This is a genomic window from Aurantivibrio plasticivorans, from assembly GCF_055392955.1.
In genome coordinates, this window is sequence record NZ_AP036020.1 from 1,333,719 (window position 1) to 1,348,748 (window position 15,030).

Genomic DNA, 15,030 nt, shown 5'->3' on the forward strand with positions numbered 1-15,030 from the left:
GTTGCCATTAAAGGATGGTTAATACGTTTTCAGGTGGTCGCCCAAGCGCTGCTTTTTTGCCTTTGACCACAATGGGACGCTCGATAAGTTTTGGGTACTTGGCCATGAAGGCAATAATGTCATCGTCGCTCAGATCAGGATTTTTTAAATTGTTATCCTTGTAGGCGTCTTCGCCTTTGCGTAATAGTTCTCGCGGGGTGATGCCCAACTGGCTGACGAGGGTTTTGATCTCACTTTCGTTCGGTGGTGTTTCCAAATATTCGACAATGGTGGGCTTGATACCTTGTTCTTCCAAAAGGGCCAGAGTCTGGCGCGATTTTGAGCAGCGAGGGTTATGGTAAATGGTAGTCATGGTTGTTGGCCTATCAGTCAAAAATCAGTCGGCAAAGCGCGCTATTGTACCCTAATGGTAGTCGGGCTGGGCAGAAACAGGAGGGATATATGCAGGATCAAAAATGCGTAAGTGCAAAAGCGCTGGTAGAAGGGCGTGTGCAGGGCGTTGGCTTTCGCAACTTTGTTCGCAACCACGCTATTGAGCTAGGGGTTTCCGGCTATGCGAAAAACCTGAGCGATGGCGGTGTGGAAGTATTAATGCAAGGACCCAGCGATGCGCTACAAAAGCTCAAGTCACGATTAAGTTCAGGCCCGCCAGGCAGTTTTGTTGAGCACCTTGAGTGGCAGGTTGTCGAGTGTGGGCCATTGGATGGATTTAAAACGGGTTAATTTGATGGTTATTTAGCGGCTGCAAGGTCGAATATGCTGTCTATACTGATAGGAAACAGCAAAGGAAAGTTGGCTCTCCATGGGTATTCCCGTACTAATCTGCGACGACTCAAGTATGGCTCGCAAGCAAGTGTTCCGCTCCTTACCGGAAGGGTGGGATGTGGATATCGAATACGCTTCTAATGGCGCCGAAGGTATTGAGGCCATCCGCAGCGGCAAGGGTGAGATGGTGTTTTTGGATCTCACCATGCCGGAAATGGACGGTTATGAGGTGCTTAAAGCCATTAAAGATGAACAACTTAAGAGCATGGTGATTGTCATCTCTGGTGATATTCAGCCCGAGGCGCGAGAGCGTGTGTTGGGCTTGGGAGCACTGGACTTTATTAAGAAGCCCATCAGTAAAGATAAGCTATCTGCTGTTCTGCAAACCTACGGGTTGATGTAATGAGTGGGGCGCTACCGTTTAGTGAAGAGCACCGCGACTGCTTGCAAGAGCTTTGTAACGTGGCCATGGGCGCGGCAGGAGAGTCTCTTGCCGATTTCGCGAAAGTATTTGTTAACCTGTCTATTCCTAAGATCCGCTATATTCAACCATCGCAAATATCAGAGGCATTATCGAGTCTGCATGGCGTTGATCGCGTATCGAGTGCGGCGCAATTTTTTAGCATGGGTGAGCATGGCGGTTATTCCATGGTCGTCATTACCGACCCAAGCTTCGAAGATTTAGCCTCAACGACAGGGCGGGAGTTGGTCAATGATGAGGCTCGAAAGCAACTGCTTCTGGATTTGACCTTGTGCATTAACAACACCTGTTTGCCCCAGCTAGCGGAACTGATGGAGTCCAGCATCGAAGTGTGCGAGCCGGACTTGTTGTCTCTTCATGTTCCCCTAGAACAGCTGGCGTTTACCGATATCGCCTCTTGGGATCATGTCGTCTCCGTAGAAATCAATTACCATCTCGAGGATCACCCATTCAATTGCGATTTGCTGTTGCTCTTGCCTGATGAAGTCGTTGAGGCGCTAGTTGAAGCGCTAGAATCTTTGCTGAATGACTAACACTGCTGCAACTCCAGCCTGTCGAAATCTCTCGGTTGACTAACTGTTCCTGCCCTCCGCCGATAAAACCGCGTTAATGTTTGCTCTTGACCCGACTAATCGGCCGGGCTAGCGCTCCGGTTTGGCACTAAGCTTCGCGCGAATAAAATCTGAGTGAGAGACATAAATAAGTTCAGCAACTCGCCTTATCAAATGTTCTTCGTATTTGTCGATGACGCCATCCGCAAAAGCCATCGACCACATACTCTCGACTAGCTGGAATTTCTCTTCGCTGTTGTAGTGGTTGTTAATTTGTTGTGTGAATTCGTAAAGTGACGTGGCACTTTGCTGGCTTTGCTGTGCACTACGAATAAGTTCATCAAGTTCTGCTGTCGACAGCTCGAATTTACTGGCAAGCATGTCATGTAGAGCGCGTTGCTCTGTGTCACTGCAGTCGTTGTCGGCGTAAGCAACCTCAATGAGTAAAGCGGCGCAGGCGAGCTGCCGGTGGTGTTTGGGTTGGCTGGTAGGTTGTTGTTGATCGGAGACGTCGCGGATCAACTTTTGAACAAGTGATAACATTCTGATTATCCGTATTGCTTACTATGTATTTACGGCGATGTCGGCTCAATGTGGAGTGGTAAGGCTGGTTGATATTTAATCGGCCATAGCTGTCTGTTCAACAAGCGCATCGCTGGCATCTTAAAAGTGAGATAACTTTAACCGTTTATCGTTCAATATCTCACCAACAAATCTTTTTTGCGGCGCCTGGATATGTGCCATTAGCACGAGTCTCAGTCTATAATGGCCGCTTTCATCTCAGACCCATTGGGTTCTGGGTAGCCTAAAGCGAATGGCCAGGTTTGCCAAGCTGATGCAAAACCTTACTGGTCGTTGGTTGTAAAACGTAGAACCTATTGAAAAGGTGATTGAATGATTATCAAACCAAAATACCGTGGCTTTATTTGTACCAATGCTCATCCAGTTGGCTGTGCAGCTCATGTACAAGAGCAAATTGACTACATCAAAGCTCAAGGGCCTATTAGCGGTGGTCCTAAAAAGGTTCTAGTCATCGGGTCATCGACGGGCTTCGGTTTGGCCGCGAGAATTACCGCAGCGTTTGGTTGTGAGGCCGATACCGTGGGGGTGTTTTTCGAAAAGCCAGCAACTGATCGCAAAACGGGTTCTGCTGGGTTTTACAACTCGGCGGCGTTTGAGACAGCCGCGAAAGAAGCGGGACGTTATTCTGCCAGCATTAATGGTGATGCATTTAGTCATGAAGTTAAACAACAGGTAGTTGATTTATTAAAGTCGGGCATGGGGCCAGTTGATTTAGTGGTTTATAGTCTCGCTTCTCCACGGCGCACGGATCCTGATTCCGGCGAAGTCTACAGCAGCTTTCTTAAGCCCATTGGTAGCGACGTAACCTGTAAAAGTTTGAATACTGACAAAGAAGAAATCAGTGACGTAACGATTGAAAAAGCCACCGATGAAGAAATTGCTGGCACTATTAAGGTGATGGGTGGTGAAGACTGGGAAATCTGGATGGATGTTCTCAATAAAAACGGTCTATTAGCAGATGGATGTAAAACAATTGCCTTGAGTTACATCGGCGACTCGATTACTTGGCCGATCTACGGTAAGGCGGCAATTGGTAAAGCGAAAGAAGATTTGGATCGCGCTGTTGTCGAAGTGAATAGCACACTATCGGCCGTGAGCGGACAAGCCAACGTTGCGGTTCTTAAAGCTATTATGAGTCAGGCGAGTGCTGCTATTCCTATCATGCCGCTGTACATGTCGATTCTATTTAAAGTCATGAAAGAAAACGGATCCCATGAAGGGCCTATCGAGCAATTGTATCGTTTGTATACTGAGTGTTTGTACTCCGACTCTCCCCGCCTGGACGACGCGAATCGTTTCCGTGTTGATGAGAAAGAGCTCGATCCTGCTGTGCAAGGCAAGGTGAATGAAATATGGGAACAAGTGACGACAGAGAACTTACGTGATCTTACCGATTTTCAGGGATATCGCGATGAGTTCTTGAAGCTATTTGGCTTTGGTGTTGATGGTGTTGATTACGACGCTGATGTTAGTACCGAGGTGCCAGCGGAGTTTTAATCACTCCTGAGATCTAATCATAATGGCAGATTTGCATACCAGTGTGGTTGAAAAAACGATTACCGTGGGGAGTGCCATTCAGGTAAGCCCTAAGGTCAGGCGTATCACTGCACCGAACGCGGGGCCTATGACGGGGCCCGGAACCAATACCTTTTTGATCGGAGATGACGACGTAACGGTATTGGATCCAGGGCCTGCGATCGACTCTCATATCGATGCAATTATTGAGGCGTGCGACGGAAAGCTGAATAAAATTGTCGTCACTCATACTCACGCCGATCACTCTCCCGCGGCAAAGCTTTTGAAAGAAAAAACAGGTGCGCAATTGTTTGGCTCTCTTCTGGCCGATGATGCGCACCAAGACAAGAGTTTTGTTCCCGATGTAACGTTGACGCATCTGCAACAAATTCCTAGCGATGAATATCAGCTAAGTGCTTTGCATACGCCTGGGCATGTCGGCAATCATTTTTGTTTCTACCTGGCTGATGATCGTATGGTGTTTACGGGCGATCATATTATGCAAGGAGCTACCGTCGTAATCATTCCGCCCAGCGGCGATATGGCTGATTATATTGCGTCCCTCAAACTTCTACTCGAGTACGATATCGAGCTGTTGGCTCCCGCGCATGGCCATTTGATGGCTTCTGCCCACGAGGTCGTACAGCAGATTATTGATCATCGCCTGTCGCGTGAAGTCAAAGTCATTACGGGATTAAAACGATCCCCAGACTCATCCCTCGATACCTTAATGCGCGAGGTGTATGCCGATGTTGATGAACGGCTATACCGCATTGCCAAGCTTTCCTTATGGGCTCACCTGCTAAAACTAGAAAAAGAAGGTCGCGCGCGTAAACATGCTGAACAGCATTGGTTGTATGACGATGAGTTGTGGCTCTACACTGGCGACTAGCGAATAAACCTCTTTATATAGCGACCTTATCAATTGGATACAAAATCACAACCACGCTTTTCTCTCGCGTTGTTTCATCCTCGTTATTGGGTTACCTGGCTCTTATTCTTGCTGTGGTTTGCCATCTCTCAGTTGCCCTATGCTGTCCATAGGGTGCTGGCTGCAGTGTTGTCGGTAGTATTTTATTATGTCGCCCCCTCGCGACGCAGGGTTGCCGAGAGAAACCTTGAGCTGTGTTTTCCAGAGCTCAGTGAGTTTGAGCGGGAACAGCTCTTAAAAGCGAATTTTTATTCAACGGCTATGGCTGTGTTTGAATCGGGTATGGCATGGTTTTGGCCGCGTGCACGTATTCAAGGTTTGGTGCAGGTGGAGGGGCTGGAAATTTTGCGCGAGCACCAGGCTACTGGGCAGGGTGCGATTATATTGAGTTTGCACTTCACGACATTAGAAATCTGGGGGGCTACATTTTCCAGTAACGTCGACAAGTTAGATATGACCTATCGTCCCCATCGCAACAAAGTCTACGATTACTTGCAGCATCGTGCGCGCGGGCGCGCCGACAGCTCAGATGTTGTCGCGGCAGGGGATGTGCGGTCGATGGTGAAAAAGTTGAAACAGGGCCGCTTTGTGGCGTACTTCCCCGATCAAGATTACGGCAAAAATCATAGCGTATTTGCCCCCTTTTTTGGCGTGCAGGCTGCCACAGTGACGGCGATGGCGCGTATGGCAAAAATGGCGAAGGTGCCTGTCATTCCGGTCATGTGTGCTCGAAAGCCTGGTATCGAAGGCTATAAAGCGTGGGTCATGCCAGCGTGGGAAAACTATCCCTCTGCTGACGATGTCGAGAATGCCACGTATTTAAATGCCCATGTGGAAAAGTGCGTGCGAATGCAACCTGATCAGTATCTGTGGGTACACCGCCGCTTTAAAACCCGCCCCGAGGGAGAGGGCGATCTGTATCGTAAAACCGACCGATAAAGTCTTTCGAGACAGGCAAACTCAATCCGCGTTAGAATGCGCCGCTGCCTCTATGTTGCCGAGGCAGTCCAAGGGCAGTAAGATTGGCCCCCTTTTTTAGGCAAGAGCGATAGCGCTTTGCCGACCACCAATTGTTTTACCTTATGGAGATCACCATGTTGCAGGGTAGTATGGTTGCCTTGGTAACCCCAATGACTGCCGATAATCAGCTTGATTGGCCCGCTCTAGACCGTCTAGTGGAATGGCATATCGAGCAAGGCACCAATGCCATTGTTGCGATGGGTACGACCGGCGAATCGCCTACGTTAACCGTGCCCGATCACATGAAGGTAGTCAAAGCGGTGGTGGATAAAGCTCAGGGTCGGATTCCGGTCATTGCTGGTACTGGCGCGAACTCGACGGAGGAGGCAATTGAGTTAACGCAGTTGGCCAAAGATATCGGCGTGGACGCCTGTCTCTTAGTGACACCATACTACAACAAGCCATCTCAGAATGGCTTGTTCCAGCATTATCGAGCCATAGCAGAAGCCGTAGACATTCCTCAGATTCTCTATAACGTCCCTGGTCGAACGGCAGTCGATTTGCTTCACGATACAGTGATAGCTTTAAGCGAAGTGGACAACATTGTCGCCATTAAAGAAGCGACAGGTGATCTCGAGAGAGCTAAAAAGCTAATAGACGCTGTGCCGAGTGATTTCACTGTTTTTTCAGGAGATGACGCGACGGCAATGGAGTTGATGTTGATGGGTGGTAAAGGCAACATCAGCGTTACTGCGAATGTTGCGCCGGATCAAGTCTCTCAATTGTGTGCTCACGCCATTGCGGGAAATAGAGCGGCTGCAGAAGAGATCGATGCGCGCTTGGCGCCGCTGAACAGCGCGTTGTTTTTAGAGGCGAATCCAATTCCTGTGAAGTGGGCGCTACAGCAAATGAACAAAATTGATAGCGGTATTCGCTTGCCTTTAACGCCATTGGCAGAACAATATCACGACCAGGTGCGCGCAAGCTTGCAGCACGCTGGACTGCTCTAAAATAAGACGCTAAGGATCCTTTCAGCGGGGTTGATGTCCTATAGGTTGATCAGCAGCCCAACATACTGAAAGTGATCTCAAAGCGAAGTGAAGACATAATAATGAAGTATCTTGTACCGAAGACCGTCGGAGTAACCTGGTTAGTATTGAGCTTGTCGGGGTGTGGTGTGTTATTTGGCGATGACGGTTTGTTTCCAGATAAGAGTGATGACTATTTGGATGCGGAGTCTATTCCGCCAATGAAGTTGCCTGAAGACGCTGATCAAGAGCGATTTACTCAGTTATACGAAGTGCCCGCTCTGAATAACGCTGATTGGGAATATCCTGACTCTTTCAGAGTGCCTCGGCCACAACCGCTGTCGGCCAACGTTTTTTCTGAGAAGGTGAAAATCCAAAGCTTATCAAACAAGCGTTGGATTGCTATCAATACACCACCCGCAGAGCTATGGCCGCGCGTGCGTAGTTTTCTTGCAAACAACAATCTTCAGGTGTCTCGAACTAACCCAGAAGTTGGTTTAATTGAAACATCCTGGCTGAGTTTTAAAGATGATCCGGATCACCGAGATCGCTACCAAATACGTGTAGAGCAAGGTGTGCAGCCCGAAAGCTCGGAGATTCATGTATTACACATACAACTTCCTCGTGCAGATGAGTTACCTGCGGACATTCTATGGCCGGATGTCTCAAGTAGCCCTGAACGCGAGGCATGGTTAGTCGACGAACTGGCTGCGACCTTGGCTAGTGAGGTGAACTCCGCATCGGCATCGCTATTGGCGCAAACGATCGGTGGTGATGAGAAAGTATTTTTTGATACCAAAAACAAAGAGCCAATATTGCGACTTGAGCTCGTGCCTGAACGTGCTTGGGCGACTTTGACTTATGCCGTCAAGCAAGAGGGTTTGCGCTTAATAGAGTTGGATCGAAAATCTAATATCGTTTACGTCACTTACACCAGTCCTGATGAAAGTGAAGGCTTTTTTAGCGGCTGGTTTAGCGATGAAGAAGACGAGGTCGAGTATTCCTTAACTGAGATAATCGAGCACTTAAATATTCAGGATACACCGCAGAATAGGACATTATTTCCACCCGCAGCATTTACAGATGCCAAGTCATTAGCTGATTTACCCGGTTATCTTTTATTGGTTGTTGAGCATAGTGATTCGATAGAGGTTTATGTAAGGGATGCCTACGGTAGGCCTTTGGTTGCGCGCGATGCGCGAGAGCTTCTCGGTATCATTAAGCGCAACTTAATCTAATCAACGATCTTAGTTGGTGCGCTGTGAGTGCACCCTCTGGAACTGACATTTGGCAATTGGTCGCGTTTTACGGATAGAGCTTTGCGTTTGGATGGGACAAAGTGCTATTTTTGAACTATTAGTTATATAGGTCGATGGCGTTGCAAGCTTCTTTATAGGCAAGTGCTCTCGACACAACCATGATATTTATCTTTAGGAGACTGAGCATTGGACGAGCGCCGGCGTTTTGAACGGATGTCCACCACGATTCGGGTCGAGATTACTCACCCCGCGTTTGGCACAATTGTGGGTTTTACTCAGGATATCTCTGATGGAGGGGCTTCTGTTAAGATTGAAAACCAGCCAAACCCTCCGGTCGGAACCGTAGTAAAAGTCGTTTTTCGAAAAATGGTGGGCACCATCAATGAAGAGCCCGTCGTGATGAAAGTGATGCACCAGCATCGTAACGTCGTTGGCTTAATGTTTACCCCTCACTTACCCTCACCTTAGATAGCAAGCCCGCGTCATTTATCGCTAGTTTATTTAAATCCTTTTTTTATTGTTGTGCTCGCAGTGCGCGGGTGCAATCACTTCAAGTCCCTCGCCGAGGGTTTTCGCTATGAGATCGAGATGCCTACAGTCCAACTCGGGATTGAGGGAGACATCCAGCCAAGACAGTTGAGGCAGCTGAGAAAGGATCGCTATAGCGATCAACTGGTTATCTTTCAAAGATAGTTGGCGGATGTTTGTCAGCTGCTGGATCCCTTCGAGAGAACTTATACGATTAAAGCTGCAGTTGAGGGTGGTTAACTCCTCTGGGTGTTGGAAGCGGTTGTCATGCAGGTGTTGGTTTACACACGCGTATAAGTGCTTATCGGGAATATTTTCGACAGTTGAAATTGGTTTGACTGACGAGATCGGTTGATCGTTCAGGGTAAAGCTATAGCGACTGCAGCCGCTGACTAGTGCAGTGAAGGCGGCAATGGACAGTAGGCGGAAATTCGAGCTTATCATGGGAGGCCCTTGAAAGTGGCTAAGGTGGAACCTGTCAAAGCGTAAGTGTATGCTAGGCGCCGACTCGTTAGCCAGGGCTTGAGATAGATAGGATTAACTGGCAGGTTCAATGGTGCCCTGGTGGGCCTGACGCGGTAATGCAACGCTCCATGAGATATCGATTTCTGACAATTCTACTGACTACCGTGGTTTGTTTGCCACCGGTCTCTTCCGCTGACGAAAGCGTAGTCGCCGATTCCCATTCGGATTGGCAGAACCGTGTTCAGCGAGCGCAGTGGGTTGGATGGATACAGGTCGCTTCATCGCGGAGTTTAGTCAATGCCTCTATGAGCAAAGGGAATGAACGAGTTGTCATTGATGGCTATCGCTACACCGCGAATGTGATGCATCAATGGAAGGGTGCGCTCGGCGATCAGGTTATCTTTGATGTCGCGTTGTCACAGTGCCATCGCCGTCTTGGGCTTGATCAGCAGTTAATTGCGTTTGGCGTGCTGGACTATGAAGGCCGACACCGAGTGCTTTCGTGTGAAGATATGGTGGCTGGTGAGGCTCTACAGAAGGTGATCAATCGACTAGGGATGGACGTTAAAGTGTTGCCTAAAATATCTTCTAGATAAACCGAGGGCCGCGCGAGGCAGCCGACCCGTCCTTACGCCATCGACAGACCTTGAATAACGCGCTTCATGATCTTCTCGACGTTTTGGGTTAGGTAATGAATGACGGAAATACCTAGGGTTTTATCGGGAAACTCTAAGCGTCGTCGTTTGTTAACGATTAAATTTGCTAAGCCATGCAGGCAAGACCAAACATACGCGGCTAATTCTTCAAAGGGCGCTTCAGAGACAAACCCTTCTTCTTTGGCTTGGTTTAATTCTCTAGCGACCAGTGCGAAAACGGTTTCGACGGATTTTTGCAGATTCTCGTATGCAGTAAAGTCGGCTAACACGTCGCCGAACATTAAATGGTATTTAACCGGGTTTTCAACAGCGTAGTTAACGTAAGCCACACCTAGTTTGACTAAGCGTTCATAGGGATCAGAGATTTTTTGCTCGCTAATGGTATCTAGGCATTTCTGTAACTCTGAAAAACCCTCGTATGCAATAGAGGCGAGCAAGCTATTTTTGGTTGAGAAATGGCGATAAGGGGCCGTTGGTGAAACGCCAGCCTCGCGCGCAAGCGCTCGCAAACTCAACTTCTCTGTACCGCCGCTGGCGATATGTCTGCAGGCGGCATCAATTAAGGTTTGTTTTAGGTCGCCGTGATGGTAAGGGCGAGTGATTTCAGCTACATCGCTTATTTCTGACATGTGAACAGCCTTGTATTCTTTCCACGCCTTCACGCTTATTATGCTCAGCTGTGCGTTTTATGGGTGGCAATAAGTACATCTGGTGTATTGGCTCCGCGTAAATGTTTTTGTATGACCAATGTCGCACCACTTGAAGCCAACAGCATACGTTAACTAAACGTATAACATAAAGCTATCACGTATCGTCCTTTATATCAGATTGTGTCGTCATAAATTTATCCAAGTATGTTGTAAAATGTGAACACGGTTAAATAAATTTTACATCGAGAAAAAATTTAATGTTTGTACCCTATTTAGTAACCCGTGTCGTGATAGCCGACTTGCCGCGTCATATTACCGAGAGCGCGACTGAATTATCTTTGTCCGTTTTGTCAGAGTTACCGGGAGCGATTACGGAGGGCTACTATTTATCGTTTACTGAGCTTGGATTAATGCTGGTAGAGGTAGGCGGCAAAATTGGTGGTGCACTACGAGTCGATTTTGTGGAAGGCAAGCTGGGGTTTCGGAGACGGCAACAAGAAGCTAAGCCCGACATTATTAAAGCGCTCGGGATTCAAGGTGGTATAAAACCGCTGGTGTGGGATCAAACCGCAGGGCTTGGCCAGGATGCTTTTGTTATTGCTCAGTATGCGGGTAAGGTGCGAATGTTTGAGAGGCACGGTGTTGTCAAAGCATTGTTAAACGATGGTTTGAAGAGGGCGAGTGACGTTGGTGAAAAAGATGATTCACTTAAATGCCTCGTGGAGAAAATGATTCTTTCTGAGCATTCGTGTAGTGATGTTGAAGAAATTCCTGATGTTATTTATTTAGACCCTATGTTCCCTGCGCGTAAAAAAAGTGCAAAAGTTAAAAAGGGCATGCAAATTTTTCATCACTTAGTGGGTAATGATGTCGATGCTGATATGCTTTTATTACCTGCAATCGATAATGCTCGTTATCGAGTTGTGGTGAAGCGACCCTTGACGGCGCCTGTGCTCGCTGGGAAAGCGCCAAGCTTTTCGATAAAGGGGAAAACCATTCGCTTTGATGTCTATGTCAAAGCAAAGATGCCGACTCATTTAGATCGTACAAAATAGCTCAGGCGAGACCAGATAAATTGCAACTCCGCCGCTATCGCTAGAAAAAAACCGAAAGTCATTATTAGTACACATATTGCCACACAAACTTCTTGATAAAGCGATGGCTCTAATTGAGTTTTGATTAGGTAGAGAATAGCCATGCTCGTAAAGAACGTTGAAAGCCCTAGCCTGAAATTGCGGAAGATTCTATTTTCTCGCGACCGTTGTGCCTGAATGCTCGGTCGCGAAGACAGTGGGCCTGAAGATGCCATGCGTTCAAAAGATCTCGTTGGGTGACTGCTCTATAGTTTAGCTGTCTATAGCGTGCTTTGTTAGTTGCTATCGTGCTTAAAAATTTATATTTATATTCTCAATAGTGGTAAGAGCGGCGCGAATAACAAAACTGTGAACTCGGTTGAAGCAAATCAAGAGATTTGTAATTAACTTGTGATAGCGTTTATTTTTGATGGCGAGACCATTGGTTAGTCTAGGAAAGCTAATGGCGACAGCTCGACGTGCCTTCACAACCCTTTGCGAGGTGATTTATGCATCCAGCCCTTTCGCAACTTTATGCTGACCACTTTAACTTCATTCGGTTGCTGCAATGTCTCGACGCTGAGGTAACTCGTTACGAGGAGGCTCACTCCGAGCACGCGCGCTTGCCGTTGATTCTTGATATTATCGAGTGCTTTCGTGTTTATCCTGAGGGGTATCATCACCCTCTTGAGGATCTCGCGATTGAATCTCTTCTCAAAAAAAACCTTCCTCAGTCAGAGAAGCTCTGGCGAATGAGAGCTGAGCATCACCAGCTCGAAAAATTGTCTCAGCGAGCTGAAAATGTATTCAATGCCGTTGCGAATGATACCGTTGTTAGTATTGATGATCTGGTGACTGCTGGGCGAGAGTATACTGAGCGACAGATTGAGCATATCCACTTTGAAAACATGGAGGTCTATCCATTATTCGAAAGGTTCGTTATGGACAAGGACTGGGACAATATGACTTCAAGAATAGAGGGTGCTAGCGATCCAGTGTTTTCCGCTGCAGTGAAAGGCGAGTTTGCATCGTTGTATCGTTCAATCATCCAAACGGGGCAAGCCGAGGGGAGAAGTGTCCATGCTAGAGGATTTTCGCGGTTGGAGCGAGTGTCTCAATAAAGGCCGCTGTGCGACCGGTTTTGCCTGCTGTTGAATTGTGCAGATAGATATAAGAACTATTAACTTAGGGCTTGGCAGGTTGCCATTTCGCAGCTGCGCTTTCGTCACTAGCTTTTTTTTCGACCCAGTAGGTTTGGGTTGGTGTAATTTCTTTTTTCCAAAACGGGGCGTCGTTTTTTAAAAAGTCCATTATGAACTCGCACGCCGAAAACGCTGCATGGCGGTGAGCGCTACTGACACCGACGAATACTATCTGTTCATTTGCTTCAATGCGGCCCACTCGATGAATAACTTTGACGCAATCAATTGGCCAACGTTGGTTGGCCGTATCAATGATTTGTTGCAGCGTTTTTTCGGTCATACCAGGGTAGTGCTCAAGCTCTAACGCGACGATGTCTTGGTCCTGATATATCTCACGGACTAAGCCGCTAAAAGTGACAATAGCTCCCGGTGAATTCGATTGTTCTCGGAGCCAGCGGTATTCGCTACTCACATCGAAGTCTGCGTGTTGAATACTAATCATGTTAGCCGCCAGTGACGGGGGGGAAGAATGCGACTTCGTCCCCATCTGAAAGAATTTGTGCACGTGTGCTGACGGCGTGATTGACCGCTATAAGGAGCTGCTCTTGTCCTAAAATATCAGCCCAGTTATCACCTTTAAGAGTTAGCTCATTGATTACATCATCTACAGTCGGCGAATGATCGCTGAGGTCTATCGTGATTTCGTCACAATCTAGCGTCTCGCGGAAATGCGCAAAAAACAAAATCTTTACCTGCATTGTTTACTCGCCTCGAACTGACAATAGTATGTGTTAAGCGTTTGTATCTTCTGGTTTGCTCTGCCAGTGACCTGACTTGCCACCTTTTTTCTCGACCAGGAGGATATTGGATATGACGATACCTCGGTCGACCGCTTTGCACATGTCGTATATGGTTAAAGCGGCGACAGACGCTGCGGTTAGCGCTTCCATTTCGACACCGGTTTTTCCTGCGAGTTTGCAGGTGGCTTTAATTTCAATGCAATTGTCGATTGAGTTGGGTGTAAGCTCGACTTTTATTGAGGTCAAAAGCAATGGGTGGCAAAGTGGAATTAAGTCGTGAGTTTTTTTTGCCGCTTGGATGCCGGCAATCCGAGCAACAGCCAGAACGTCGCCTTTCTTGTGACCACCATCAGTAATCATCGTCAGTGTTTCCGATTTCATACTGACGATCGCCTGTGCGGTCGCGCTTCGCTCGGTTACGTCTTTTTGTCCGACGTCCACCATATGGGCGTGGCCTTGACTATCTAAGTGGGTAAGTTTCGACATGCTGGTTATACGCTTGTATTGGTCAAGATGTTTTGCAGGCATTCATAATACACCGACGATAGTGTGTCGAGATCCGTTGCGCTTACGCATTCATTCACCTTGTGAATGGTGTCATTGAGAGGGCCCAACTCAATAACTTGTGCGCCAGTTGGTGCAATGAATCGTCCATCTGATGTGCCGCCGCTGGTAGAAAGCTTTGTGTCATAGCCAGTGACTTTTGAAATGGCGGATTGCACGGCAGTAACGAGTGTGCCAACAGGGGTTATAAAGGGTTGCCCGCTGAGATTCCATTCTATGTCGTAGTTAAGTTTGTGAGCGTTCAATATTGTCTCGGTACGATGACGCAATGCTTGATCAGTCACCTCGGTAGAAAAACGAAAGTTTCCTAACAGGTTGACGCTACCTGGGATAACGTTTGTCGCGCCGGTACCGGCATTAATGTTTGAGATCTGAAAGCTTGTTGCAGGAAAGTATTCATTACCTTCATCCCACACTTCATTTACCAGGGCATCTAGCGCTGGCGCTAGTCGATGGATAGGGTTTTCTGCTAACTGCGGGTAGGCGATGTGACCTTGTTGGCCGTTGATGGTCAAATTGAAGTTGAGTGAACCACGTCGACCATTCTTGATAATGTCGCCTAGCTTGTTGCTGCTTGTGGGTTCTCCAATGATGCACCAATCAATCTGCTCATTGTTGCTTTGTAGCCAGTCGACAACTTTCACGGTGCCGTTGATTGCTGGGCCTTCCTCATCGCTGGTTAATAGAAACCCAATGCGTCCTGCGTGATGAGGATTGGTTTCCACGAACCGCTCACAGGCTGTGATCATGGCGGCAATGCTGCCTTTCATATCGGCCGCGCCGCGACCATATATTAAGTCGTTTTTAATCGTCGGCTCAAAGGGTGGTGTGTCCCACTGCTCTAAGGGGCCGGTCGGTACGACATCGGTATGCCCCGCAAAAACCAGCAAAGGCCCAGAATCTCCGCGTACTGCCCAGAGATTACTGACTTCATCAAAGGGCAGGGGCGTGAGCGTAAAGCCAATAGCACTCAGGCGGTCGCCAATGAGTGTTAAGCACTCAGCATCTTCGGGCGTAACCGATTGGCGGCGAATTAATTCGCACGCCAAGTCAACGGTAGGTGAATGGCTCATGAAGTTG

At 47.8% G+C, this 15,030-nt stretch carries 20 protein-coding genes; 12 read left to right on the forward strand and 8 right to left on the reverse strand.

What is annotated here, in order from left to right; all coding sequences use genetic code 11:
* Positions 1-7: 7 nt before the first annotated feature.
* A complete protein-coding gene (arsC, locus tag ACZ5NB_RS05925; protein ID WP_460232108.1) occupies positions 8-352 on the reverse strand; it encodes an arsenate reductase (glutaredoxin) in 345 nt (114 codons plus the stop codon).
* 89 nt (positions 353-441) lie between these two features.
* On the opposite strand from arsC, the gene ACZ5NB_RS05930 reads away from it, so the two are divergent.
* From ACZ5NB_RS05930 to ACZ5NB_RS05940, 3 genes are all read left to right on the forward strand, one after another.
* A complete protein-coding gene (locus ACZ5NB_RS05930; protein WP_460232109.1) occupies positions 442-723 on the forward strand; it encodes an acylphosphatase in 282 nt (93 codons plus the stop codon).
* 79 nt (positions 724-802) lie between these two features.
* Positions 803-1,168, forward strand: a complete 366-nt coding sequence (locus ACZ5NB_RS05935) for a response regulator (RefSeq protein ID WP_460232110.1) — start codon at positions 803-805, stop codon at positions 1,166-1,168.
* A complete protein-coding gene (locus ACZ5NB_RS05940) occupies positions 1,168-1,779 on the forward strand; it encodes a hypothetical protein (protein ID WP_460232111.1) in 612 nt (203 codons plus the stop codon). Before ACZ5NB_RS05935 ends, ACZ5NB_RS05940 begins: the two co-directional genes overlap by 1 nt.
* Positions 1,780-1,887: 108 nt before the next feature.
* Here ACZ5NB_RS05940 and ACZ5NB_RS05945 read toward each other — a convergent pair whose 3' ends face one another.
* Positions 1,888-2,340 (reverse strand): tellurite resistance TerB family protein, encoded by a 453-nt coding sequence (locus ACZ5NB_RS05945; protein ID WP_460232112.1) that lies wholly within the window; start codon positions 2,338-2,340, stop codon positions 1,888-1,890.
* A gap of 351 nt (positions 2,341-2,691) precedes the next feature.
* On the opposite strand from ACZ5NB_RS05945, the gene fabV reads away from it, so the two are divergent.
* From fabV to ACZ5NB_RS05975, 6 genes are all read left to right on the forward strand, one after another.
* Positions 2,692-3,876 carry an enoyl-ACP reductase FabV gene (gene fabV, locus ACZ5NB_RS05950; RefSeq protein ID WP_460232113.1) on the forward strand — a complete coding sequence of 395 codons (1,185 nt, stop codon included), beginning with the start codon at positions 2,692-2,694 and terminating at the stop codon, positions 3,874-3,876.
* Positions 3,877-3,898: 22 nt separating this feature from the next.
* The gene (locus ACZ5NB_RS05955) at positions 3,899-4,786 is read left to right on the forward strand and encodes an MBL fold metallo-hydrolase (RefSeq protein ID WP_460232114.1); all 888 of its coding nucleotides are present in this window, start codon (positions 3,899-3,901) and stop codon (positions 4,784-4,786) included.
* Between the two features lie 33 nt (positions 4,787-4,819).
* The gene (gene lpxL, locus ACZ5NB_RS05960; RefSeq protein ID WP_460232115.1) at positions 4,820-5,764 is read left to right on the forward strand and encodes an LpxL/LpxP family Kdo(2)-lipid IV(A) lauroyl/palmitoleoyl acyltransferase; all 945 of its coding nucleotides are present in this window, start codon (positions 4,820-4,822) and stop codon (positions 5,762-5,764) included.
* A gap of 155 nt (positions 5,765-5,919) precedes the next feature.
* A complete protein-coding gene (gene dapA / locus ACZ5NB_RS05965) occupies positions 5,920-6,795 on the forward strand; it encodes a 4-hydroxy-tetrahydrodipicolinate synthase (protein ID WP_460232116.1) in 876 nt (291 codons plus the stop codon).
* A gap of 101 nt (positions 6,796-6,896) precedes the next feature.
* A complete protein-coding gene (bamC, locus tag ACZ5NB_RS05970) occupies positions 6,897-8,051 on the forward strand; it encodes an outer membrane protein assembly factor BamC (protein WP_460232117.1) in 1,155 nt (384 codons plus the stop codon).
* 207 nt (positions 8,052-8,258) lie between these two features.
* Positions 8,259-8,540, forward strand: coding sequence for a PilZ domain-containing protein (locus ACZ5NB_RS05975; RefSeq protein ID WP_460232118.1), 282 nt, complete (start codon positions 8,259-8,261; stop codon positions 8,538-8,540).
* 33 nt (positions 8,541-8,573) lie between these two features.
* On the opposite strand, the gene ACZ5NB_RS05980 is transcribed toward ACZ5NB_RS05975, so the two are convergent.
* Positions 8,574-9,044: a leucine-rich repeat domain-containing protein gene (locus ACZ5NB_RS05980; protein WP_460232119.1), complete on the reverse strand. Its 471-nt coding sequence runs from the start codon at positions 9,042-9,044 to the stop codon at positions 8,574-8,576.
* Positions 9,045-9,193: 149 nt separating this feature from the next.
* Between ACZ5NB_RS05980 and ACZ5NB_RS05985 the strand changes: the two genes are divergently transcribed.
* Complete coding sequence (locus ACZ5NB_RS05985) at positions 9,194-9,661, forward strand: hypothetical protein (protein WP_460232120.1); 468 nt, start codon at positions 9,194-9,196, stop codon at positions 9,659-9,661.
* Positions 9,662-9,693: 32 nt separating this feature from the next.
* Here the strand turns inward: ACZ5NB_RS05985 and ACZ5NB_RS05990 are convergent, their stop codons facing one another.
* Positions 9,694-10,350: a TetR/AcrR family transcriptional regulator gene (locus ACZ5NB_RS05990; RefSeq protein ID WP_460232121.1), complete on the reverse strand. Its 657-nt coding sequence runs from the start codon at positions 10,348-10,350 to the stop codon at positions 9,694-9,696.
* Positions 10,351-10,628: 278 nt separating this feature from the next.
* Between ACZ5NB_RS05990 and ACZ5NB_RS05995 the strand changes: the two genes are divergently transcribed.
* Together ACZ5NB_RS05995 and ACZ5NB_RS06000 are read left to right on the forward strand one after the other, a co-directional pair.
* Positions 10,629-11,426, forward strand: a complete 798-nt coding sequence (locus tag ACZ5NB_RS05995; protein ID WP_460232122.1) for a class I SAM-dependent methyltransferase — start codon at positions 10,629-10,631, stop codon at positions 11,424-11,426.
* 527 nt (positions 11,427-11,953) lie between these two features.
* Positions 11,954-12,565, forward strand: a complete 612-nt coding sequence (locus ACZ5NB_RS06000) for a hemerythrin domain-containing protein (protein WP_460232123.1) — start codon at positions 11,954-11,956, stop codon at positions 12,563-12,565.
* A gap of 64 nt (positions 12,566-12,629) precedes the next feature.
* On the opposite strand, the gene moaE is transcribed toward ACZ5NB_RS06000, so the two are convergent.
* Genes moaE through dapE form a run of 4 tightly spaced genes read right to left on the reverse strand, consistent with a single transcriptional unit; the run spans position 12,630 to position 15,023 of the window.
* Positions 12,630-13,088 (reverse strand): molybdopterin synthase catalytic subunit MoaE, encoded by a 459-nt coding sequence (gene moaE / locus ACZ5NB_RS06005; protein WP_460232124.1) that lies wholly within the window; start codon positions 13,086-13,088, stop codon positions 12,630-12,632.
* Between the two features lies 1 nt (position 13,089).
* Positions 13,090-13,344, reverse strand: coding sequence for a molybdopterin converting factor subunit 1 (moaD, locus tag ACZ5NB_RS06010; protein WP_460232125.1), 255 nt, complete (start codon positions 13,342-13,344; stop codon positions 13,090-13,092).
* A gap of 33 nt (positions 13,345-13,377) precedes the next feature.
* Positions 13,378-13,872 carry a cyclic pyranopterin monophosphate synthase MoaC gene (moaC, locus tag ACZ5NB_RS06015; RefSeq protein ID WP_460232126.1) on the reverse strand — a complete coding sequence of 165 codons (495 nt, stop codon included), beginning with the start codon at positions 13,870-13,872 and terminating at the stop codon, positions 13,378-13,380.
* Between the two features lie 5 nt (positions 13,873-13,877).
* Entirely contained in the window at positions 13,878-15,023 is a 1,146-nt protein-coding gene (dapE, locus tag ACZ5NB_RS06020; protein WP_460236425.1) for a succinyl-diaminopimelate desuccinylase, read from the reverse strand.
* Positions 15,024-15,030 lie beyond the last annotated feature (7 nt).